Here is a 23,022-nt window from a genome sequence, read left to right as displayed (position 1 = left end):
GTATGTAAATGCACGTAAAAGGCAGTGCGTATGATAAGCGCTAGCCTTCTAAAGGAGGAAAAATAAAATGACAAAAAACATTCATGATGTAGCATATGAATTACAAAAAGCAATCGCTGAAAACGATGACTTCAAAACGTTAAAAGAGAGCTACGCAGCAGTTCAAGCTGATGCAGCTTCAAAGAACTTATTCGATGAGTTCCGCACAATGCAACTTAGCCTACAACAAAAAATGATGCAAGGCCAAGAAATCACTGAAGAAGACAACCAACAAGCACAAGAAGTTGTAGTTCGCATTCAACAAGATGCTAAAATTACAAAGTTAATGGAAACTGAGCAACGCTTAAATGTTGTAATCGGCGACGTTAACAAAATTATCATGAAACCACTTGAAGAATTATATAGCGCGCAACAACAAGCGTAATGAGAGAAGACGCTCCTAGTATAGGGGTGTCTTTTTTATTTGTTATTTCTTGAAATACTTCGTTTCAATGTTTTTCTCCCTCAAAAACTTTTCAATCTCTTTTTGCTTTCTTCCATTCACTTTCTCAAAGCGCTTTGTAAAAGAAAAATTGGTTTTGAACAAGTTGCCATCTTCAGCGAGTTTGTCTAGTTCTTGCCCTAATTCTACTGAAAGTGCCGTAGACGCTGAAATGTAATCATGAATTTCCTTTGAAGGCTGTTTATAATCATGAGGGATCGTATTGTTATTAATAAAATTAAGGAAATTCGCATCGTTTTGTTGTGCTAAATCTACTAGTTGTTTTAATTTCTCCCGGTCAGATTCCGTTGCATTCTCGTCAGACATGGCTGACGAAAGTGCAACGATGTTTTCGTATAACTCTCCGCTATAATCTAAATAAGTTTTTATACTTCGTTTCATTTCATCTTCATTAATCGTTTCATTCTTTTTTGAGGAAGTGAATATAGTTTCCGGAATTTTAACCGTAACATCTGTAATAGATTGTACATCGTTTTCTTCCTTAGGTTGTGCACTGTTTGAACAAGCTGATAGAAATAAAACTGTAAGTAGCATGAGTGAATATAAAGTATATTTCTTCATTTTAATCTCCTTTTTTATTCATTAGTGTCTTTGTAAAATAGCTATATTCCATTTCAAATACTTTACTAAAAGTGCGTATATATGTTTGACCATTTGATAACATACAACGGATATGAGTAAACCGACGCAAAAAGCGATGAACACATTATAAACATCGGAATAACTAATTTGATGAAACCCTTTAAAGAATCCTAATCCTATTAATAAAATAGGTGAAATAATTAATACTGGAGTGGCAATGATTAGTGCTAGAAGAAAAGGTAATAAAAAGAGTAGTACGAAAAAGGCGATAAAGATAAAGGCAAAGTTTAAAACACTTAAGCTCATAACAGAAAATAGTGCAGTTATCATATTTTTGAAGCTTCGTTTCTTGTCAGCATTGCTTATTGTATAGGAAACATTAAGTTCTTTAGCAATAGCTTTAGGGTTTCCTAGTTTTTTAGAAATTTCTTCTTCGCATATTCCATCCTGTTTACCACTAATAAAATGAGTTTCGTACTCTGAGATGATATCCTCCTTTTCTGAATTAGGTATATTCCGTAGGGAGGAACTAAGTTGGCTTAAAAATTCACTTTTGTTCATTGTAATCACTTCCCTTTATAAAATAATGAATTATAGCTGAGAATTCGCTCTTTTTTGAGAGGGGGATATACTAACTACGAATGTTATTCCAATTAATGGGTGTTCCAATATTTACAAATATATCATTTAGTAGTGTTCTTTGCAAGGTACTGTAAACATTTTGGTACCGTGATGAGATGGAAGTTTTTTAGATTTTTTCGAGAAAATATGAAAATATTATTTTAAGATAAATAAAGGGTTGTAAGCGCATTCCTTAATGAGTGTCATAAAACTGTCAAATTCATATCGTTGGAAAAATAATGCATTTGTAATATAATGATAAATAATACTTCACCACGTTAATTAACCAGGTGAAGTTTAAAATCTTTATTACACAAATTATGAAACAAAGGAATGGTTAGTTTGAGTACAGGTGTAAAAGCAAACGACGTGAAGACAAAAACAAAAGGAGCAGATCTTGTTGTTGATTGTTTAATTAAACAAGGTGTTACACATGTTTTCGGTATTCCAGGAGCGAAGATTGACTCTGTATTTGATGTACTGCAAGAAAGAGGACCAGAGTTAATTGTTTGTCGTCATGAACAAAATGCAGCATTTATGGCAGCTGCGATTGGTAGATTAACAGGAAAACCGGGCGTATGTCTTGTAACTTCAGGACCAGGGACATCAAATTTAGCGACAGGTCTTGTTACTGCGAATGCGGAGAGTGATCCCGTTGTTGCTTTAGCTGGTGCAGTTCCACGTACAGATCGATTAAAACGTACGCACCAATCTATGGATAATGCTGCACTATTCGAACCAATCACAAAATATAGCGTAGAAGTAGAGCATCCTGATAATGTGCCAGAAGCATTATCAAATGCATTTCGAAGTGCGACTTCCACAAATCCAGGCGCTACTTTAGTAAGTCTTCCGCAAGACGTTATGACTGCGGAAACGACTGTAGAGTCTATCGGTGCGCTTTCTAAGCCACAGCTTGGAATCGCTCCCACACATGATATTACATACGTAGTAGAAAAAATAAAAGCAGCGAAATTGCCGGTTATTTTACTCGGTATGAGAGCAAGCACAAATGAAGTGACGAAAGCTGTTCGTGAATTAATTGCGGATACAGAACTTCCTGTCGTTGAAACATATCAAGCAGCTGGTGCGATTTCACGTGAATTAGAAGATCATTTCTTCGGCCGCGTTGGCTTATTCCGTAACCAACCAGGTGATATTTTACTAGAAGAAGCGGACCTTGTTATTTCTATCGGTTATGACCCAATTGAGTATGATCCGAAATTCTGGAATAAACTTGGGGACAGAACAATTATTCATCTTGATGACCATCAAGCAGATATCGATCATGATTACCAACCAGAGCGTGAATTAATTGGTGATATTGCCTTAACAGTAAATAGTATCGCAGAAAAATTACCGAAACTTGTGTTAAGTACGAAATCAGAAGCAGTATTAGAACGATTACGTGCGAAATTATCAGAACAAGCAGAAGTTCCAAATCGTCCTTCAGAAGGTGTTACGCATCCACTTCAAGTGATTCGTACACTTCGTTCTTTAATTAGTGACGATACAACCGTTACATGTGACATCGGTTCCCATTCTATTTGGATGGCGAGATGTTTCCGTTCTTATGAACCACGTAGATTATTATTTAGTAACGGTATGCAAACGTTAGGTGTTGCACTTCCTTGGGCAATCGCAGCTACTTTAGTAGAACCAGGTAAAAAAGTAGTTTCTGTATCAGGTGACGGTGGTTTCTTATTCTCAGCGATGGAGTTAGAAACGGCGGTACGTTTAAATTCTCCAATCGTCCATCTCGTTTGGAGAGACGGCACATATGATATGGTTGCATTCCAACAAATGATGAAATACGGCAGAACATCAGCTACAGAGTTTGGCGATGTTGATCTTGTGAAATATGCGGAAAGTTTCGGGGCGTTAGGTCTTCGTGTTAACACGCCTGATGAATTAGAAGGGGTATTAAAAGAAGCATTAGCAGCAGATGGTCCTGTCATTATTGATATTCCAATTGACTATCGTGACAACATTAAATTAAGCGAAAAATTATTACCAAACCAATTAAACTAATGGAGGCAGATTTGAGATGACTGTTGCGCAATTAATTGATATTGATGCAAAAAGAACGAAAACGAATAGCGAAGTATATCAAACATCTACAATGCTTGCGCTATTAGATGGTATATATGATGGTGTGATTAGCTTTGAGGAACTAAAAGAACGTGGTGATTTCGGTATCGGCACATTTGATCAGTTAGATGGTGAAATGATTGCGTTTGATAACGAATTTTATCATTTACGTTCAGACGGTTCAGCAGAAAAAGTAGAGCCAGAAGAAACAACACCGTTTGCGACTGTAACGTTTTTTGAGAAAGAAATGAGTTATACAGTGGAGCATCCGATGAATCGTGAAGAAGTGGAAGCATTATTACATGAATTAATGCCGAGTAAAAACCTATTTTATGGTATTCGAATGGATGGTACGTTCCGCGAAGTAAGAACGAGAACTGTTCCAAGACAAGAAAAACCGTATACACCACTCGTTGAAGTGACGAAATCACAACCAATCTTCTCATTTGAAAATACAGAAGGTACGCTTGCTGGATTTTGGACACCAGATTATGCGCAAGGTATTGGTGTAGCTGGATTCCACTTACATTATATTGACGATGAAAGAAGCGGAGGCGGACATGTTTTCGACTATGTTGTTGAAAACTGTACGATCCAAATTTGTCAAAAAGCTCATATGCATTTAGCACTTCCAGAAACAGCTGACTTTATGGCGGCTGAATTATCTAGAGAAAACTTAGAGGATAATATTGCGACTGCGGAAGGTGCGGAGTAAAAGGGAGAGAGGCTGTCCCAAAAGGTGCTTTTTAGCCAAAATCGAATAGAAAGTGAAAGGAAGAAACGTTGATTTAATAACGTTTCTTCCTTTTCAATTTCATGTGATTTTACTTCGAAAGAGACTTATGAGACAACATCTTCTTTTATTTGTCGGTAAGTCGATATTGTTTATCCCGCTTTAATGGGCAGTAAGATCCCCACTTCCAAATTCAGCGAAAGCAAAGAAGTTAGGCGGGGGATCAACTGCCCATAAAAGTCCGATTGGTTCAACTAATAATCAGTGGGGGATGAAGGCACTCCCCACTGATTAAAGTTTCACTTTATTTCTTTGAAACAAACGGATGCCCCTCATAATAAAAACGCCACGGATAATGTACAGCTTCTTCTGCATAGTCGATATTAATACGAGGTCCTGCTGTTATTTTATATTGTGATGATATGTGTTCTTCTTCTGGGACGAGTTCAATATGCAATGTGTCACTTTGTAATGATACGCCTCGTTTTTCTAAAGTGATTCCAAGGGCACGACATAATTTTCCAGGTCCGTTCGTTAAGTTTTTATACTGTGCTTTTGTAATGTCTGTTTTGTTGTAGCGCGCTAGTTTTATTTCTTCTATTCCATCTACCGGCTCAAGGGCTCGAATGAGAACACCTTGCGGGGTGCCTACTGGTGCTGTAATGACGTTAAAACAATGGTACATACCGTAAATTAAATATACGTAAGCATGTCCTGGCGCACCAAACATGACTTCCGTACGATCCGTCCGTCTGCCGCCGTAACTATGTGCGGCCTTATCACCCGGACCTTTGTATGCTTCTACTTCAACAATGATTCCACTTCGCTTTATTCCATCTACAATATGAACAAGTTTCTGTCCGAGTAATTTTTTTGCGACTTCTAACGTATCGCCTTCATAAAAGGAAGGTGGTGCCTGCATTGTACTATCTCCTTTACTAAGTGTATATGTATATAGTAAACCAAATTTTCAGTAGTAATTCTAACTCGTTCTATTTGCTACATTTATTTCATAAATTATGGATAGAGTACAACAGCGAAGAGGGGGAGTGCGACATGATTTATCGCTTACTAGCTCTTAACATAGATGGGACACTACTATACAACAACGGAAAAATTGCAAAAGGATTAAGAGAAACAATTGAATTTGTAAAAAGAAAAGACGTATACGTTACATTATTTACGAGCCGGAATTTTCAGTCCGCTCATAAAGTAGCAAAGGCGTTAAAATTAGATTCTATATTAGTGACACATGGCGGTGCTTTCGTTTCAGCAACTTTAGATAAGCCGTACGTTCAAAGAAGATTATCGGAAGAGAAGACATTTAACATTGTGCAAGTATTGGAGCATTTTGACTGTAACGTCCGCATTTCTCATGAACGGTTTTCAATCGGAAATCGTGAGAGAAATACACCAAACTTAATTGCGCGTACTGTGCTATCGAGTGCGGATCCGTTATTTTATCCAGTTCAATTTGTAGATTCGTTAGGTGATGCGCTTCGTGATCATCCAGTCGCGGCGCCAAAAATTGATGTTCTTTTCCAAACGAAAGGTGAAAAAGAAAGAGGACTGAATACATTAAGAAAAGCGTTTCAAGATATAGAGTATATTGAATGTGATTCAAAACGAATAGAAATTTTGCCACAAAATGTATCAAAATTACGTGGATTACAATTGCTTGGAGAGCATTTAAATATTTCGTTAAACGAAATGGTTGCCATTGGAGATAGCATGGAAGATTTAGAGGTTATTGAAAATGTGGGTCTCGGGGTAGCGATGGGGAACGCGCCTGTAGAGGTAAAACAAGCGGCCGACTGGATTACACGTTCAAATAGTGAGAACGGCGTAGAGTATATGATTAAAGAGCATTTCCGCAAGCAATTCCCGCTTCCGTTTTTGAAGAATCATAAAAATACACCGAAACGATAAAGGAAAAACGTAGCTTTTGGCTACGTTTTTTGTTTTTCATTTTTTTATGTATAGGTTAAGGATATACCGAAAGAAGATAAGGTAAAACCTTCTGTATTGACCTGCAAACGCCCTTCAAGTAAACTAAAGAGAGTTTGCAAATGAAAAGGTGATAATGGTGTTAATTTCAATTAAAACGTTACAAGATGATCGTTTTTTACGTCCGCTACAAAATATTGGCGGCTTATTTTTTGAAGATAGTACGATTGGATTTGAACAAGAGGAAGCAAATCTTATCGTTGATATACACATTGAAGAGAATGTGAAAGCATCAGCTCGTTTAACAGATGTTGCGACTGGAAATGTGTATGAAGAAACATTCGCAAAAGATTTATCTGCTTTTACAGATGAAAAAGAGCGTATGAAGCAAGTGAAGCACGTTGTTTCTTATGTATATCTTTCTGTTCTTCAGCAGTTAACTGGTATTGAACAAAGCTGGGGTATTTTAACTGGAGTTCGTCCAACGAAACTTCTTCATAAAATGCTTCAAAACGGTATGTCAAAAGAAGAAGCACACCAAGAACTTCGTGAAAGTTATTTAATTCATGAAGAGAAAATTGAACTCCTTCAACGTATCGTTGATTGCCAATTAGCGGTAGTTCCGGATTTATATCGTTTGAAAGAGGAAGTAAGTATTTATATCGGTATCCCATTCTGCCCAACAAAATGTGCATATTGTACATTCCCGGCGTATGCAATTAACGGACGTCAAGGCTCTGTTGATTCATTCTTAGGTGGTTTACATTATGAAGTTCGTGAAATTGGTAAGTTTTTAAAAGAAAAAGGTGTAACAGTTACGACGATTTATTACGGCGGCGGTACACCGACAAGTATTACAGCAGAAGAGATGGATATGCTGTATGAAGAAATGTATGAAGCGTTCCCAGATGTGAAAAATGTGCGTGAAGTAACAGTTGAGGCAGGTCGCCCAGATACAATTACGCCAGCGAAGCTAGAAGTGTTAAATAAATGGAACATTGACCGTATTAGTATTAATCCGCAGTCATACCATCAAGAAACATTAAAAGCAATTGGACGTCATCATACTGTAGAAGAAACAATTGAGAAGTATCATTTAGCTCGTGAAATGGGAATGAATAATATTAATATGGATTTAATTATTGGTCTTCCTGGTGAAGGGTTAGATATTTTCAAGCATACACTAGATGAAACAGAAAAGTTAATGCCAGAATCATTAACAGTTCATACGTTATCATTTAAACGTGCTTCCGAAATGACGCAAAACAAACGTAAATATAAAGTAGCAGGTCGCGAAGAAATTACAGCGATGATGCACGAAGCAGAAGAGTGGACGCAAAAGCATAATTACGTACCATATTACCTATACCGTCAAAAGAATATTTTAGGTAACTTAGAGAACGTTGGTTATGCAATGCCGACGCAAGAAAGTATTTACAACATTGTCATTATGGAAGAAGTACAATCGATTATCGGACTTGGCTGCGGGGCATCAAGTAAATTTGTTCACCCGAAGACAGGTGCAATTACGCACTTTGCTAATCCGAAAGATCCAAAATCATATAACGATGGCTTCGTAAAATATACAGAAGACAAACTGAAAATTTTAGAAGAGCTATTTGCATAAGAAGAAAGGAGCTGTTCCGAGTCGGGACAGCTTCTTTTTTATCTTGTCAGTTTTTGTCGGTAAGTCGATATATTCGAAAAAACGCCGATATAATTCAAGTTGCGCCGATATATTTCGAAAATCGCCGATATAATTCAAGTTGCGCCGATATATCCGGAAAATCGCCGATATAATTTCACTTACCCCCAAAAGCGGAACTGTTTGTAAAACTATGTCGATAATAATCAGAAAAATTAGACGAATCATTAAAGGACAATGTCTACTTATGGACGAAATGATAGATTTATGAAAGAGAAAAGGGGGAAATTGTTGGCATGTACATGACGATAGGGAGAATATTTGATTTATCTGTTGGTAAGTATCCGAATAAAGAGGCGTTAGTGGAACCAGAAAAAAATATTCGCTGGACGTATAAACAGTGGGATGAGCAAATAAATAAAACGGCGCATGCTTTATTAGAAGAAGGGGTAAGAAAGGGCGATACGGTATCTGTGTACTTATATAATTGCCGTGAATTTGTAAACGTTTACTTAGCCTGTGCAAAAATTGGAGCGATCTTTAACCCAATTAATTTCCGCTTAAAAGCAAAAGAAGTATCTTATATTCTCCAGGACGCATCCTCGAAAGTAGTTGTTTTTGAAAAAGCAGTTGAGCCAACCGTGGCTATCATTGAACGAGATTTTCCGAATTCGTCTTTTTGGTATGTAGAAGACGATACACCTTCTTATGCAAGTTCTTACCATGAAAAAGTGAACGCAGCATCTTCTAAGAAAATAGATATCGAAATTAATGAAATGGATTATTGTTCGATGCTGTATACGAGCGGTACGACTGGTCATCCGAAAGGTGTATTACATCGCCATCGTGAAATGGCTGAGCATAGTATGATTTGTACGTATTTCCTAAAATATAATCGAGATAGTGTCGGACTTGTCGTTGCACCTTTATATCATTGCGGTGAGCTGAATGCTGGAATTATCCCGCGTATTCAAGTTGGCGGAAAGAATGTTATTTTACATCATTTTGATACGGAAACAGTATTACATACAATTCAAGAAGAGAAGATTACGACATTCTTTGCAGCACCGACGATGTGGAATATGCTGTTGCAAAAAGATTTAACGCAGTATGATTTAACGTCAATGAAGATCGGTATATACGGCGGGGCTGCAATGGCGCCAGCATTAGTGAAGGAATGTAAAGAACGTCTTTATATTGATCTTGTTCAAATATACGGAATGACAGAAATGGGACCAGTTGTTGCGTTTCTCGTAGAAGAAGATCAAATTACGAAAGCAGGTTCAGCAGGCACGCCATGCTTTAGTCATGAAATTCGAATTGTAAAACCAAACGAAGATGCACCGGCAGAACCAGATGATGTAGTGCCTCCTTATGAAGTAGGAGAGATTATTTTGCGCGGTCCAACTATGATGGCTGGTTATCATAACCGAGAAGAGGCAAATGCAAAATCGATGTATAAAGGGTGGTATCACTCTGGTGATTTAGGTTACTTCGATAAAGACGGCTATTTATTCGTCGCAGATCGCGTGGATGATATGGTGATTAGTGGCGGCGTTAATATTTATCCACGTGAAATTGAAGATTTTCTCCATAGTCATCCTGGTATATTAGATGTTGCGGTGCTTGGTGAGCCGGATGAATTATGGGGAGAACGTGTTGTGGCAGTTGTTGTGAAGAAAGATGAAACAATTACAGAGGCTGATTTAGAAACGTATTGTAAAGAAAGCGATGAATTAGCAGATTATAAACGTCCACGTCATTATTTATTTGTGGATGAACTTCCTCGTAATGCGAGTGGGAAATTACAGAAGTTTGTGCTTAGAGAGTCTTTAAAAGGGGCAAAAAAATAGAAAGTGGGGGATGCCCACTTTCTATTTTTATTTACGTGAAAACCCTTCTTCATCAAGGTATTCCGCAGCTTCTGGATAAGAGTTAAATGTACCGTCTAAATTTACACCAGCGTACACGTTCCACATATCGTCCTCTGAGATAAGAGTAAGGATATGACCGTCTTCGTTCTGCCATTCTTCTTCTTTCGCAGGTTCTGCAGGAATTACTACTTCTTCTTGTGAAAGTAATTCAATTGATTGCTCGATTACTGAGCGTAATTCATCTGCTGAAAATTCGCGGATGTTAACCATACCTTTATCATCCGTTTTGTAACCTTTAATACCACTTGCATATACAAATCCGTTTCCATTTGGATGTAAGTGATAAACAACGTTCTTTTTATCTAAACGACTTTCTTCAAAGTGAAAGTTCACACGTTTTAATGATACGTTTTTTCTTTCTAATTCAGGGAAAGATTCAATAATCGATAATTTTTCTTCAAAAGTTAGCATAGTGCCTCCAAATATATAATAAAAGATTTAATTTGTTCATTATAACATAGTTATAATGGTTTCCAAAGATGCGATAGGTACTTGTAATTGAATGCGTTTCCGTCACGATACTGTAAAAAGTGGACTAACGAATGTATCTATTTAGGTGTACAATGGAAAATGGACTTTATATGAAGGTGGTTATTATATGTTTCAAAAAATAGCAAAGGAATGTTTAGCGGGTTTTACTGTTGCAATTGTTGCGTTGCCACTTGCCATTGCATTTGGTATTGCTGCAACGGGAACATCTGAGGGAGCACTAGTCGGATTGTATGGTGCAATTTTTGCAGGTTTATTTGCGGCGTTATTTGGTGGTACACCTGGGCAGGTTACAGGGCCAACTGGACCAATTACGGTTATCGCAACAGGGGTTATTGCGACGCACGGATTAGAGGCGAGTTTTATAGCATTTATGATGGCGGGACTATTTCAAATTTTATTCGGTGTATGTAAGCTTGGCTCGTATGTTCGTTACATTCCGTATCCTGTCGTTTCAGGATTTATGAACGGTATCGCATTAATTATTATTTTAGGTGAAATGAAACATGTGCAAAATAGTTTTCTACTCGTCGTATTAACGATTATTGTCATGATTGTTTCCGGAAAGTGGATTAAGGCAATCCCATCTAGTTTAGTCGCATTAGTAGGTGTGACAGCTATGCTTCCTTTATTTTCTTCTGCGTTAGAAGGGCTTACAGTGAGGTTACCGGTTATTGGAAATTTGTCATTAAATATGGTGATTGAAAAGATTGGGACGATTCCAGAAGCGATGCCAACGCTTCATATTCCATCTTTAAGTGGAACAGGCGTAGCAGAACTTGTTTTACCAGCGCTTAGTATTGCTTTATTAGGATCGATTGACTCGTTGTTAACATCGGTCGTAATGGATAACGTGACGGGGACACGTCATAAAAGTAATAAAGAACTTGTCGGACAAGGTATCGGTAATATGATGAGCGGATTGTTTGGCGGATTAGCAGGGGCAGGTGCGACTGTACGATCTATCGTTAATATAAGAAGTGGCGGTAAAACGGCGCTTTCAGCAAGTATGCATAGTGTTATATTATTTATTTTCATTATGGGACTTGGATCAGTCGTGCAATACATTCCGCTTGCTGTATTGTCAGGTATTTTAATTTTAACTGGTATTGGCATGTTTGATTGGGAAAGCATGAAGAAAATGCATGTAGCGCCAAAGGGTGATGTCGTTGTTATGCTCGTAACGATGATTGTCACAGTGAAGTTTGATTTAATGATCGCGGTTGCGTTCGGTATTATTCTTTCCTTCATTATATACATGGTGAAATGTAAAGAACGTAAAGCTTCTATTGTAAAAGAAAAGGAAGCAACATATAAAATTAAGGGCCCACTTTCGTTTTTAACAGTGGATCGTGTTTTTTATGCTTTACAAGACGTAAAATCTCCGGTTGTTTTACGTATGAAAGAGGCACACTATATGGATGTGTCAGGAGCTATGGCGTTATTGAATTTCATTGAGCAGTCGGATAAATCAGGATTGAGTGTGACGCTAGAGCAAGTGCCTGCTCATATTGAAAAGACGTTAGTAACGATGGCGAGTAAAGAACAGAAAGATAAATTACTGTTTGTAGAAGCTGATGTTATGTAAGGAAATGCCCTCATATGAGGGGGGGGTTAATATCCTTATATCGCAATATTTCGCGATTATTGACATTTATTAATCTTAGCAGTATAGTAACATTTTAGATTAGCAGTATGCTATTGTAATAAGTGTAAGAATTTTAAGATTTCTTTTCGATAAAAAGAAATCGCTTTAAGCTGGAGGGAATATTTGATGTACAAACAGTTACCACATGGAGTAAAAGTCGGGATTACACGTTCAATCGTTGCTTCTTTTGAGAAGTATATGAAGGAAATTGAATGGAACGAAGAAAAGTTTGACATACAACAATTTGTTGAACAGTGGAAACAATATTTATATACAAAATCAACTTGGATTAATAAAGTAGATGACAAGTTGAAAGAACATCCAGATTTCCATCAAGCGTTAGCAGTAAAAGTGAACGAAAAAATTAACGAGCTTGTTAATGAAGAGCCGACTGAAGAGCAATTAAAAATTTTAAAAGATCACGAAGTACACAATATAAATGATTTTTGTAAGTTGGAAGCAGCGTATCATATTGAACGTTTGTAGTTGAATTTTTACATAAGAAAACACGTCGTATTCATAAACGGATACGACGTGTTTTTGATTACTCGATTAGCGAGTAATGAAGGTTATTGCGGGATAAACGCTTTCCATTTAGATAAATCGATTGGCTCTTTTGATACTGAGTCAGCAGGGAATGTAAAGGTCCAAGGTTTTGTAGAATTGGCCTTAATTTGAAAATCTTTTAATACAAATATTCTTTCCGCAACGGTAGATTCAGAGCGATCTGAAATATGCAATGGAAGTTGCTCAAGGGTTATATTTTTGTTATAGCCATTACGAATTAAAATAGTTGCATTCAAATCTCCGTTTTCTTCTACAACAGCGTTTAGCCCTCGGAGGTTGATTTCATCTTCTTCAGGTGGATCTAGGTTAGCAATAATTTCTTGTAATTTCATTATTGCACTTTCAGGTAGCTTTTCTTGCCATATAGGATCTAAATCTAATGAATGTTTTCCTTGTAATTCAAATACTAGTTGCCAGTCTTCATTTGATAGCGTTGCTTCTGTAATTGAATTTTCTTCAAAGACGAAAGTCCAAGGCATATTTACATTTGATGGGATTCCTTCTAAGTGTGATAAATCAAATGTTTGGCGTGCGCATGTTTCTCCATTTTTATTTAATAAAGATAGAGTAAGAGTTTCAAATTGAATTGGATGCTTTACACTACTACGAATGAATGTAGTAATATAATAAGCATTTTCATGTTTTTTACTTTCAATTCCGGCTAGCGAAATTTGGTTTTCTTGTAAGGTAGGCAAAGATTTATGTAAAAATTGATAAATATACTTTTGTTCTTGTGAAACTTCATTCCAAGAAGGATGGAAGTATAAGTTCGGTTTTACGTTTTTTGTATTATTGCTATTTTCTTCGGTTCCTAATAATTGAGAACTCGAAATTACAGAGTCTCTACCTTTTTTTCTTGCCTTTTTTAAAAATGATAGCATGTAATTCACCTCATTATATATTTTGTGGGACAGTTATATATCTTGCTAAATATAAAGCAACCTCTTTTTCAAAATGGCTAAATGTGTGTAAAAAGATTTCAAAACCTTCTTTTTGATAAAGGCGCGCCGGATCTTCTTGTTGGTATTGTCTTAAGCCAATACCTTCTTTTAAGTGCTGCATTGCACTTAAATGGCTTGTCCAACCAGAATCAAGGAAGTGAAGGCTAATTTGACGTAATACTTGTTGTGCATCTGCATCACTTTCTAAAGCGTTAACACGCTCTATATAACTTGTAAGAGTATCTTTTAATAGCTCTTGTAAGTCCTCAGCAGAATGAACGTTATTAGCAGATAATGCTGGAATTTCTTCGGTAGATAAAACTGCTTTTAAATCTTCTACTAGTCTAGTGAAATCCCACTCTTCAGGAAGCATTCCTTCTAATAAATGATCTTTAGCAATTACAGTTAGTGTATTTTTGATCATTGGAATGACAATCTCTATCATATTTACTTCTTCGTTTAAAAGGTTATTACGAAGTTTGTAAACTACATTTCGTTGGTCGTTTATGACATCATCTAATTTCAAGTTGTATTCACGCATTGAAAAATGACTGCCTTCACAAATTAATTGTGTACGGTTTATTAAATCATAAATTTTATTGTTTAGAATTAAACCGTTCTCATCAATTTTAAGTGACTTTTTTAACTTCTCGACATCTTCACCTGCGTAGCGTTGTATCATTTCATCTTCTAATGAAAGGAAGAATTGGGAACTTCCGGGATCGCCTTGTCGGCCAGCTCGCCCTTTTAACTGATTATCAACGCGGCGAGATTCGTGTCTTTCTGTTCCGATTACATGTAAACCGCCAAGTTCATGCACACCTTTTTCTAATAAAATGTCTGTTCCACGTCCTGCCATATTTGTAGCAATTGTAATTTTCCCTTTTTTTCCGGCTAGGGCAATTAAATCAGCTTCTTGCTCAGCACTTTTTGCATTTAATAGTTGATAAGGCAAATTTGCTTCATCCAAGTAACGTGCAACTGCTTCTGATTGAAGGATGGACATCGTACCAATTAAAATAGGGCGTTCTTTCTTATGTATATTCATTACTTCTGCACAGACAGCTTTATATTTTGCGTCGGCTGTTACATATACGACGTCTTTTTTATCTTCACGAAGTATAGGACGATTCGTTGGAATTGAAATAACTTCCATATTGTATACGCGGTTAAATTCTTTCTCCTCTGTTTTTGCAGTACCTGTCATACCGGATAAAGCTGGATACATACGGAAGAAGTTTTGAATAGTAATAGATGCTTGTGTTTGATTCTCGTCTGTAATCGGTAAACCTTCTTTTGCCTCCAGTGCTTGATGCAACCCATCGCTTAAAGAGCGGCCATCCATAATACGTCCTGTGAAAATATCAACAAGCATAATTTTTTCGTCTTCGACAATATAATCGACGTCTAGTTGGAAAGCTACATGTGCACGTAATGCTTGAATCATATAATGATATAAAGTTTGATGCTCTAGATCATATAAGTTATCAATATCAAATAAATCTTCAATTTTTGTAATTCCATCTTCTGTAAAGTTACATGCTTTTGTTTCCGCATCGTAAGTGTAATGCAAAGTGTCTTGGAACGTTTTCATTACCTTTGCACATAAATGATGGAAATCGGAGCTGCTTGATTTTTTCCCAGCGATAATAAGCGGGGTTTTAGCCTCGTCAATTAAAACGCTATCAATCTCATCAATAATTGCAAAGTGAAATGGGCGCTGTACTTGTTCGGCTTTAGATGATGCCATATTATCACGAAGATAATCGAAACCAAACTCAGTACCGATTCCGTATGTAATATCAGCTTCATAAGCGCGTTTTTTATCGATAGATTTCATTTGTGACATATTTAATCCAACTGTTAATCCAAGAAACTCATGAACTCGTCCAATTAATTCCTTATCACGCTTTGCTAAATAATCATTTACTGTAATAACGTGAACGCCTTTTTTTTCGAGAGCACGTACGTAAGTAGGTAAAGAAGAAACGAGAGTTTTTCCTTCTCCTGTAGGCATTTCAGCAATATTTCCTTCTAGTAATACAAGACCACCGATTAACTGTACATCGTAGTGACGAAGGCCAAGTACTCGTTTTGCAGCCTCTCGAACGACAGCAAATGCTTCTACCTTTATATCTTCAACTGTTTTTCCATTTTGTAACATATGCTGGAAAGTGACAGTTTTTTGACGTAATTCATCATCTGATAATGTTTCCATTACAGATTCTAATTGATTAATATCATTCACAATTTGTTCATAATTTTTAATCTTTCTTTTTTGTGAATCTCCCAATAGTTTCTTGACCGAATTCAGCATTCTTGTAACACTCCTCTTACTGACAATAGATACATTATAGCATAGTTATACTAGAAAAAAGTAGAAATGGAAAGTGGTAGGGGATGTGTGTAAAAGAGTTATGTGAGTAAGGATACTTTTGTTTTGTTGTAAAAAAGAAAGTATTCAATATATAAGAAATTTGGTATGATGATTTAATGAGATAGAATATGGTCTCTATAATTCAAAACAATACGCTTAAGAATATATGTATAAAAGAAAAGAGAAGGTACATGAATAAGAAGTTTGTAAAAGGTGCAGCAATTTTAACAATTACAACTTTTTTGTCGAAATTGCTTGGTAGTTTTTTTCAAATTCCGTTACAAAATATTGCAGGAGATGAAGTGCTTGGTATTTTTCGCCTTGTATTTCCTGTATATATGATTGCCCTTACCTTATCAGTAGCTGGTGTCCCATTGGCAATTTCAAAATTGATTGCAGAGTTGAATGAAAAAAATAAGCAGAAAGAAATTGCGAAATTATTTAAATCGGCATCAATTATAGGGATGGTATTTGGAACATTTGGATGTCTAGTGATCGTGTTATTTTCTACTGAAATTGCAAGTATGCTTGGTGGACAAGAAACGAGGGTGCCCTTACTGGTTACGTCATTGGCTTTACTCGTTGCACCATATATGGCAGTTTATCGAGGGTATTTTCAAGGATTCGGTGATATGAAGCCGACAGGGATATCACAAGTCATTGAGCAATTTGTACGAGTATTTTTTATGTTAATCATCGCTTATATATTAGTATATTGGAATGAAAGTAGTACTATCATTACTAGTGGGGCCATGGTTGGATCTTTTCTTGGGGTAATAAGTTCACTTATATATTTACGTATGACGTACAATAAAAGTTCATACCGATATAAGAGCAACTCGTATTCACTACAAGATTTGAAAAAAGATGGAAAGAAAATATTGCAAGTATCTATTCCGATTGCTATTGGAGCTTTATCCATGCCGCTTTTAAATTTGGTGGATTCGCTAACAGTACCGCACGTGCTGCAAGGATCGTCAGCCGAAATTCAATCGCAATTTGGTATATATAGCCGCGGTTCTGCATTTACACAATTAATTGTTGTTTTCGCAAGCGCAATTGTATTTCCATTAATACCATTATTAACGTCTGCACTAGCAAAAAAAGATATGAATTTAGCAAAAATGACAGTCCAAAATACGAACTCACTTATGCATGTGCTAACAGCCCCGTTAACAATATGGTTAATTGCATTAGCGGTTCCGTTAAATGTGGGATTGTTTACAGATGCGAAAGGAAGCAGTATGTTAGCTGTTATGATTGGTAGTTCGTATTTCACATCGGTTATGGTATTATCAATAGGAGTTTTACAAGGAATTAACCGCTCTGCCCAAGCTGCGTGGATTGTTATCGGTGCAAGTTTTGTGAAATGTTTATTAAACATAGTATTAACAAAAAAGTTTGGCATAGATGGAGCGGCGTATAGTACATTGATTATATATGTGTTAATCTGTATCGTAAATCATCTGTACATTCGAAAATATCTTTCCTATTCTGTTCACATAGGAAGATTTTTTATTGTAATAGGTGTATCTTGTATTTTAGGATTCGGACTATATGAACTATCTACTATAATAGATGTTACATCTTCAAGAATTATTGCGTTATTATATAGTGTTGTAGCACTTGCTATTGCAATCATTTTGTATGCGGTATGTGCTTTGAAATTAAACTGGATATCAAAAAAACAAATACCATTTTTGAAAAAATAAATATAGAACTACGAAATGTAAGGATTGGAATTCGGACGGGCTTATTGTGATGATGCTTTTTTAGGTAAGGAGTTGGTGCCAATAATGGATGAAATGGTTGGTTACCAAATGTTGGAGGAGATTAAGAGTGCGGTTAGTTTTATCAGGATATTATGGTTTTTATAACGTTGGAGACGAAGCTATTCTACAATCGATTATTGAATCGTTACATAAAGAGAATCCGAATATTGAACTCGTTGTGCTGTCAAATGACCCTGACTATACAAGGAAAATGTACGGAGTAGAAGCGGTGGATCGTTGGAGTATCAAATCGGTTTATGATGCAATAAAAAAAAGTGACGGACTTATTAGTGGCGGAGGGAGCCTCCTCCAAGATAAAACGAGTGTAAAAAGTATTTTATATTATACGGGTATTATGGGGTTTGCTCGTATGTTAAAAAAACCGTATTACATTTATTCACAAGGAATAGGTCCGATTACAAAAAGGCATAATCGACTATTAGTGAAATGGCATTTGTCGAAAGCGACATATATATCAGTTCGAGATGAGGATTCATTTTTATACTTAAAGGAACTTGGCATGAAAAGGGATATTGAACTTGTTCCAGATCCAGTTTTAACATGGAAACGAAAAAAACAATCAGATTGGCTACAAAAACATTCTTTGCATGGGAAAATAATTGCAGTGAGTGTGCGTCACTGGAATGCAAAAGAAGATTATATAAAAAAGTTAGCGATAGCTTTAAAAAAATTAAAGCAAGAAGGATACCAAATTTTATTCGTCCCGATGCATGGTCCGTTTGATCAAAATGCTTCGCGTGATGTAGTGGATTTAATGGGAGAAGAGACGTATATGCTTCCATATAAAATGGATATTGATGAAAAAATATCTATTTTATCAGAGTGTTCTCTTTTAATTGGTATGCGTCTTCACGCCCTTATTTTTTCGGCTGTCGCGAAAACACCGATGGTTGGAATTTCATACGATCCAAAAATCGATTCATTTTTAAGACAAGTGAATCAACCGGTTATAGGAAGTGTGGATGGAGACTGGAGTGCAGAAGATCTATATAAAATTGCGAAGAGGCAAGTGATGCAACATGAAGAGATACAGCAATCTCTGCAAAGAAGAGTAGATGAGCTGCAACTGCAAGGAGAACAAGCGGCTAAGAAAATTATTTATCATATAGAAAAAAACACTCTACAGAAAAAGTAGAGTGTTTTTTGTTAGTGTATTTATTTACGCCCTGAATCTTTCTTTTATATATTGTGTAACGAGATAGACACCGTAACCTTGTATGATCATAAACGTCGGGATGATAAAGTAGCGATAGCGCGATTGAATTTCAATGAAGAAGTGCACGCCTGCGTAACCTAAAATTAATAATGAGAAGAACAGTAACGTTTTATTTCGTTGTTCTTTTATCGTTTTGATAGAAGCTATGCAAGCGAATATGCAAATGCTTACGTAACATAATTTTTCTAACGTCCACAGTAATTTTGATAATTCGGGTTTTGGATGTCCTTCTAATCCCCAATAAATGGCTGCGTCATAATCTCCCCACATAATTTTAAATTTATCTTTGAATAACAATAATAGTTGTCCTTTATCAGAAGTTCTTTCTTTAATGAGCTGTTTTTCAATTTCGAAACGTTCCTCGCCAATCGGATATTGAAAAACAAGTTTATGGTCAGGGAAAGAAAATCCACCTGTTGTTTCAGGGTTGAATCCAACTACAAATTTCCAATAAGGGTCTCGACTGGATAATGGATATTGTGTAACCCCTGTAGCAATTAATGAATAGCTAAAGATGAAATGCACGATATAATAAATGCCAATCATACCAATGAGCTTTGATACAACCATTTTTTTATTCAGTTTCTTATCACCAATTATATGAGTGATAAGTAAGAAAAGAATGAGAGCTAGTAAAATAACAATACCAATTGGTCTCATAATATCGCCAAATGCAATAAGAATACTAACAAATATCCACGTATATGAATGCGAGATTCCTTTTTTTACGAGAAGATAAAAACCACCGTAGAATAGAAATGTTGCGAGATGCTGATTTGTTAGTACAGAAGTCATCATAATGTTAGGAATGTACGTTGCGAAAATAAGCGCGGCAACTCTACCGCTAAATTCGTTAAATAGATGTGTAGCTATGCGATATATAAAGTACGTAATACCAGTGCAGTATAGTATGTTTAATAATTTAATTGCTAGTACACCTTCGCCAAACAATTTGATCACACCAGCTTGGTACATTGTAAAGCCTAATTGATATACCCAAGTAGTAAAATATGCTTTGTCCGCGAATGAGAAATTGTTATTTGCAGCATCAACGGCGCCGTTATACATTTGTGCGAAATCTTGTACGACATTTGTTTGAACTGTTAACACCCATGCAAGACGAAGTGTGAATGCTAGTAGACAAATAAATATGATAAATTGTGTTTGAGTGAAAAACCGATTCACGATGATAGACATGAATATGATCCCGATTAGAATGACTATAAGTGCCACTATAAGGAAATAGGGATGATCGTACTTCGGTTCAGTTATTAAAAATTGCAATGAGTATATAAGAGTCATTACAAAAAATAACAATGTTAATATTTGCAGTGATTTAAATGCAAATGCATATAATCTAGGCATAATGATCCTCCGTAGTATGTAATATCTTTGTAGTTATTTCTATATAAACAGAAATAACTACGTCATTATATCATAAAGGATTTCGCGGTTGTAAAAGGAATGGAGTCTATAGGAAGATTAGTAGGATATATAATATTTCAATATAACAAAATACTTATTTTAAAAAGGTTGTATGCTAATTTTTGTTTATCATGTTTATATAATTAGTATATAATCGATGTTGGAATGATAAATTCGTAGATTACGAGGAGGATTACATAACCGTGAAAAAATTTTCAAAAGGTATTACAGCAGTTGCATTAACGGGGGCATTCCTTTTAACGCCTATTTCAAGTTATGCAGCGAGTGATGATATTACAGATCATCTATTTGAGCAGCATATGCGTACTCTTATTAATAAAGGAATCATGTCAGGGTATGGAAATAATGTATATTTACCTGACAAAGAGATAACGAGAGCAGAGTTTGCTACATTAGTAGCGAAAGCCCTGCAACTTCCGCAAGCAGATTCAAATTTTAATGATGTGCCAAAATCATATGGCTTATATGACGGCGTAAGTAGAGCATTCGGAGCGGGAATTATTAAAGGGCGTAGTCCTGAGACTTTTGCACCAAATGATGTGATTACACGTGAAGAAATGGCCGTAATGGTAAAACAGGCGCTAGATTATAAAAAGGTTAACGTAACTGTAAGTCCGCTTACATTTGCTGATACGAATCGTATTAACTATAAAGAACATGTACAAGTTATGGTAGCTACGGGGATTATTAAAGGTTATCCAGAAGATAATACGTTTAGACCGCATTTATCAGCGACAAGAGGTATGGCTTCAGCGATGCTGAACTTAATGCTTGATAAAATTGGTAACAGCGGAGGAGAAACGCCTGTAGAAACAAAGAATTATGTATTGTTAAATGACGCAGGGAAAATAGTAGAGCGTTACACTACATACAAAGAAGCTGTTACAGCTGCGCAAAATAAAGGCATCAATGCAGTGAAGTATGAAAATGAATACGTATGGATTAAAGATGGCTTTGCAAGTGCGAAGCAAATTTCTGGAGATACAATTAATGTGTACGGTGATAATTTACAAACAGTATATACGTACATTCAGTATGGAACGGAATTTAAAGTGTTAGAAGTTGGAGAAGATCGTGTGAAAGTACAACTCTCTGATTTAACAGGTTATGTAAAGAAAAATGAAGTCACTTTAATTCCTGAAAATGAAATGAAAAAGTCATCTTATTACGTAAAATCAGATGGATATTTATATCACAGATATTTCACGTATAATACAAGTTCACCTGGATATACAGAATATAGATTTGGTGCAGCCCCTTCGTTCATGAAGCAGGGACAATCAATGTATAGTGTAGATGGAAAAACATTCGGAAATGAAACGTTTTACCAATATTTTAATTACGTATCATTACGTACGAAAACAGAGTACACGGCAGAACAGTTAGATAGTTATATAAAATCAGTTAAAGCAGATTCTCCATTAATCGGTTTAGGTGCGAAATTTAAAGAAGTAGAAAGCAAGTATAATGTAAATGCATTATTCCTATATTCATTAGCAGCTCATGAGAGTGATTTTGGGACAAGTAGGCTTGCACGAGAAAAAAATAATTTATTTGGCTTAAATGCAACAGATAATAGTCCGTTTGGTAACGGTCTAACATTTAATTCAAAAGAAGATTGTATTGAACATGCGGCAAAAGTATATATGAATGAAGGATATTTAAATCCAGGTCATTGGCGTTATACTGCAACATATACAGGTGATAAAGCTAGCGGTTTAAATATGAAATATGCATCTGATGCAAACTGGGGTAAAAAAGTAGCAGGGCATATGTTCCGTTTTGATTCGTACTTAGGTAAAAAAGAGTACAACAAATATAAACTTGCTCGTGTAACGAATAAGGTGGAAGCGAAAAAAGATCCTCGTACGTCGAATGAAAGACTGTATAACTTAGCGGCAAATAAAGTTGTTACGATTACAGGCGAAGAAATGATAAATGGACAAGCATGGGTTAAAATCATTTCTGATGATCCTGCTGTAAATGAAGCGTATGTTGTAAAAGAAAATGTAGAGTACGTAAAACACTAATAAAGAACAAATAAAAAGACTGATCACCTAGATGATCAGTCTTTTTGTTTGTCGAATAAAAAATGCCATATAATAATATTTATATGAATATAATACCACTTTATAGAAATTAATAACAAATAATTCGACAAAATAATAAAAATAAAGCGCATTATTGTCGAAGGTTGTCGATAATTTTAAAAAGTATAAATTGTCATTTCATTTATATTATGTGCTATAATGCTATTTGTATATTAAATAAAAACGATGTATATACGTTTACACATTAGAAAAGTTGATAAATATATAATTCGACAAACATTATAAATTTGTCGAATTATGCGATAAATAATTCTTTTAAAAAAAAGAATTATGACGTATTATATACATGGTTTAACTTTTTGGAAAAAGATAGTATTTATTATGGCTGATAAATTACTATTCTTCAAAAAGTGTTTGTAAATTAATATATGAATTTAGT

18 protein-coding genes are annotated in these 23,022 nt (G+C 35.7%); 11 read left to right on the top strand and 7 right to left on the bottom strand.

The annotated features are described in order from the left end of the window. The first annotated feature begins 67 nt into the window (after window positions 1-67). Window positions 68-424, top strand: coding sequence for a YlbF/YmcA family competence regulator (locus tag BAQ46_RS00950; RefSeq protein WP_000164606.1), 357 nt, complete (start codon window positions 68-70; stop codon window positions 422-424). Window positions 425-466: 42 nt separating this feature from the next. On the opposite strand, the gene BAQ46_RS00945 is transcribed toward BAQ46_RS00950, so the two are convergent. Both BAQ46_RS00945 and BAQ46_RS00940 read right to left on the bottom strand, forming a co-directional pair. Beyond that, window positions 467-1,063: an NDxxF motif lipoprotein gene (locus BAQ46_RS00945; protein WP_071741506.1), complete on the bottom strand. Its 597-nt coding sequence runs from the start codon at window positions 1,061-1,063 to the stop codon at window positions 467-469. A gap of 21 nt (window positions 1,064-1,084) precedes the next feature. Next, window positions 1,085-1,645 (bottom strand): HAAS signaling domain-containing protein, encoded by a 561-nt coding sequence (locus tag BAQ46_RS00940; RefSeq protein ID WP_071741505.1) that lies wholly within the window; start codon window positions 1,643-1,645, stop codon window positions 1,085-1,087. A gap of 402 nt (window positions 1,646-2,047) precedes the next feature. Here BAQ46_RS00940 and alsS point away from each other — a divergent pair, with 402 nt between their 5' ends. Both alsS and alsD read left to right on the top strand, forming a co-directional pair. Continuing rightward, window positions 2,048-3,736, top strand: coding sequence for an acetolactate synthase AlsS (gene alsS / locus BAQ46_RS00935; protein WP_000103515.1), 1,689 nt, complete (start codon window positions 2,048-2,050; stop codon window positions 3,734-3,736). 16 nt (window positions 3,737-3,752) lie between these two features. Next, a complete protein-coding gene (gene alsD, locus BAQ46_RS00930; RefSeq protein WP_071741504.1) occupies window positions 3,753-4,511 on the top strand; it encodes an alpha-acetolactate decarboxylase in 759 nt (252 codons plus the stop codon). 322 nt (window positions 4,512-4,833) lie between these two features. Here alsD and BAQ46_RS00920 read toward each other — a convergent pair whose 3' ends face one another. After that, window positions 4,834-5,451: a DNA-3-methyladenine glycosylase gene (locus BAQ46_RS00920; protein WP_071741503.1), complete on the bottom strand. Its 618-nt coding sequence runs from the start codon at window positions 5,449-5,451 to the stop codon at window positions 4,834-4,836. A gap of 134 nt (window positions 5,452-5,585) precedes the next feature. Between BAQ46_RS00920 and BAQ46_RS00915 the strand changes: the two genes are divergently transcribed. The 3 genes from BAQ46_RS00915 (at window position 5,586) to BAQ46_RS00900 (ending at window position 9,974) form a co-directional block, all read left to right on the top strand. Continuing rightward, on the top strand, window positions 5,586-6,458 hold the full coding sequence (locus BAQ46_RS00915) for a Cof-type HAD-IIB family hydrolase (RefSeq protein ID WP_000640425.1): 873 nt from the start codon (window positions 5,586-5,588) through the stop codon (window positions 6,456-6,458). Between the two features lie 154 nt (window positions 6,459-6,612). Further along, entirely contained in the window at window positions 6,613-8,103 is a 1,491-nt protein-coding gene (locus tag BAQ46_RS00910) for a coproporphyrinogen III oxidase (protein ID WP_071741502.1), read from the top strand. A 314-nt stretch (window positions 8,104-8,417) separates the two neighbouring features. Next, the gene (locus BAQ46_RS00900) at window positions 8,418-9,974 is read left to right on the top strand and encodes a fatty acid--CoA ligase (protein WP_071741500.1); all 1,557 of its coding nucleotides are present in this window, start codon (window positions 8,418-8,420) and stop codon (window positions 9,972-9,974) included. 27 nt (window positions 9,975-10,001) lie between these two features. On the opposite strand, the gene BAQ46_RS00895 is transcribed toward BAQ46_RS00900, so the two are convergent. Beyond that, a complete protein-coding gene (locus tag BAQ46_RS00895; protein ID WP_000955016.1) occupies window positions 10,002-10,466 on the bottom strand; it encodes a hypothetical protein in 465 nt (154 codons plus the stop codon). Window positions 10,467-10,653: 187 nt separating this feature from the next. Here BAQ46_RS00895 and BAQ46_RS00890 point away from each other — a divergent pair, with 187 nt between their 5' ends. Together BAQ46_RS00890 and BAQ46_RS00885 are read left to right on the top strand one after the other, a co-directional pair. Beyond that, the gene (locus BAQ46_RS00890) at window positions 10,654-12,132 is read left to right on the top strand and encodes a SulP family inorganic anion transporter (protein WP_071741499.1); all 1,479 of its coding nucleotides are present in this window, start codon (window positions 10,654-10,656) and stop codon (window positions 12,130-12,132) included. A 186-nt stretch (window positions 12,133-12,318) separates the two neighbouring features. Next, window positions 12,319-12,678: a hypothetical protein gene (locus BAQ46_RS00885; RefSeq protein ID WP_061131401.1), complete on the top strand. Its 360-nt coding sequence runs from the start codon at window positions 12,319-12,321 to the stop codon at window positions 12,676-12,678. An 83-nt stretch (window positions 12,679-12,761) separates the two neighbouring features. Here BAQ46_RS00885 and BAQ46_RS00880 read toward each other — a convergent pair whose 3' ends face one another. Together BAQ46_RS00880 and secA2 are read right to left on the bottom strand one after the other, a co-directional pair. Then, a complete protein-coding gene (locus tag BAQ46_RS00880; protein WP_016716591.1) occupies window positions 12,762-13,640 on the bottom strand; it encodes an accessory Sec system S-layer assembly protein in 879 nt (292 codons plus the stop codon). 13 nt (window positions 13,641-13,653) lie between these two features. Continuing rightward, window positions 13,654-16,017: an accessory Sec system translocase SecA2 gene (gene secA2 / locus BAQ46_RS00875; RefSeq protein ID WP_016716592.1), complete on the bottom strand. Its 2,364-nt coding sequence runs from the start codon at window positions 16,015-16,017 to the stop codon at window positions 13,654-13,656. Between the two features lie 251 nt (window positions 16,018-16,268). Between secA2 and BAQ46_RS00870 the strand changes: the two genes are divergently transcribed. Continuing rightward, the gene (locus tag BAQ46_RS00870) at window positions 16,269-17,789 is read left to right on the top strand and encodes a putative polysaccharide biosynthesis protein (protein ID WP_061131402.1); all 1,521 of its coding nucleotides are present in this window, start codon (window positions 16,269-16,271) and stop codon (window positions 17,787-17,789) included. A 127-nt stretch (window positions 17,790-17,916) separates the two neighbouring features. After that, window positions 17,917-19,005: a polysaccharide pyruvyl transferase CsaB gene (gene csaB / locus BAQ46_RS00865; RefSeq protein ID WP_062822271.1), complete on the top strand. Its 1,089-nt coding sequence runs from the start codon at window positions 17,917-17,919 to the stop codon at window positions 19,003-19,005. A gap of 24 nt (window positions 19,006-19,029) precedes the next feature. Here the strand turns inward: csaB and BAQ46_RS00860 are convergent, their stop codons facing one another. Continuing rightward, complete coding sequence (locus BAQ46_RS00860; RefSeq protein ID WP_061131404.1) at window positions 19,030-20,451, bottom strand: glycosyltransferase family 39 protein; 1,422 nt, start codon at window positions 20,449-20,451, stop codon at window positions 19,030-19,032. Between the two features lie 263 nt (window positions 20,452-20,714). Here BAQ46_RS00860 and BAQ46_RS00855 point away from each other — a divergent pair, with 263 nt between their 5' ends. Then, a complete protein-coding gene (locus tag BAQ46_RS00855; protein ID WP_071741498.1) occupies window positions 20,715-22,562 on the top strand; it encodes an S-layer homology domain-containing protein in 1,848 nt (615 codons plus the stop codon). Window positions 22,563-23,022: the final 460 nt, after the last annotated feature.

Origin of the sequence: Bacillus paranthracis (assembly GCF_001883995.1) — a bacterium.
GTDB lineage: Bacteria > Bacillota > Bacilli > Bacillales > Bacillaceae_G > Bacillus_A > Bacillus_A paranthracis.
The sequence above is the reverse complement of the archived record's forward strand: the minus strand, read 5'-3'. Positions and strand labels throughout refer to the sequence as shown.

What these genes read in the sequence shown, in the direction of transcription:
- BAQ46_RS00910 (WP_071741502.1), top strand. Translation starts at nt 6,613, where the DNA reads ATGGTGTTAATTTCAATTAAAACGTTACAAGATGATCGTTTTTTACGT.
- BAQ46_RS00915 (WP_000640425.1), top strand. Translation starts at nt 5,586, where the DNA reads ATGATTTATCGCTTACTAGCTCTTAACATAGATGGGACACTACTATAC.
- BAQ46_RS00940 (WP_071741505.1), bottom strand. Translation starts at nt 1,645, where the DNA reads ATGAACAAAAGTGAATTTTTAAGCCAACTTAGTTCCTCCCTACGGAAT.
- secA2 (WP_016716592.1), bottom strand. Translation starts at nt 16,017, where the DNA reads ATGCTGAATTCGGTCAAGAAACTATTGGGAGATTCACAAAAAAGAAAG.
- BAQ46_RS00880 (WP_016716591.1), bottom strand. Translation starts at nt 13,640, where the DNA reads ATGCTATCATTTTTAAAAAAGGCAAGAAAAAAAGGTAGAGACTCTGTA.
- BAQ46_RS00885 (WP_061131401.1), top strand. Translation starts at nt 12,319, where the DNA reads ATGTACAAACAGTTACCACATGGAGTAAAAGTCGGGATTACACGTTCA.
- BAQ46_RS00890 (WP_071741499.1), top strand. Translation starts at nt 10,654, where the DNA reads ATGTTTCAAAAAATAGCAAAGGAATGTTTAGCGGGTTTTACTGTTGCA.
- BAQ46_RS00920 (WP_071741503.1), bottom strand. Translation starts at nt 5,451, where the DNA reads ATGCAGGCACCACCTTCCTTTTATGAAGGCGATACGTTAGAAGTCGCA.
- BAQ46_RS00860 (WP_061131404.1), bottom strand. Translation starts at nt 20,451, where the DNA reads ATGCCTAGATTATATGCATTTGCATTTAAATCACTGCAAATATTAACA.
- BAQ46_RS00870 (WP_061131402.1), top strand. Translation starts at nt 16,269, where the DNA reads ATGAATAAGAAGTTTGTAAAAGGTGCAGCAATTTTAACAATTACAACT.
- alsD (WP_071741504.1), top strand. Translation starts at nt 3,753, where the DNA reads ATGACTGTTGCGCAATTAATTGATATTGATGCAAAAAGAACGAAAACG.
- BAQ46_RS00895 (WP_000955016.1), bottom strand. Translation starts at nt 10,466, where the DNA reads ATGCTAACTTTTGAAGAAAAATTATCGATTATTGAATCTTTCCCTGAA.
- BAQ46_RS00950 (WP_000164606.1), top strand. Translation starts at nt 68, where the DNA reads ATGACAAAAAACATTCATGATGTAGCATATGAATTACAAAAAGCAATC.
- BAQ46_RS00945 (WP_071741506.1), bottom strand. Translation starts at nt 1,063, where the DNA reads ATGAAGAAATATACTTTATATTCACTCATGCTACTTACAGTTTTATTT.
- BAQ46_RS00900 (WP_071741500.1), top strand. Translation starts at nt 8,418, where the DNA reads ATGTACATGACGATAGGGAGAATATTTGATTTATCTGTTGGTAAGTAT.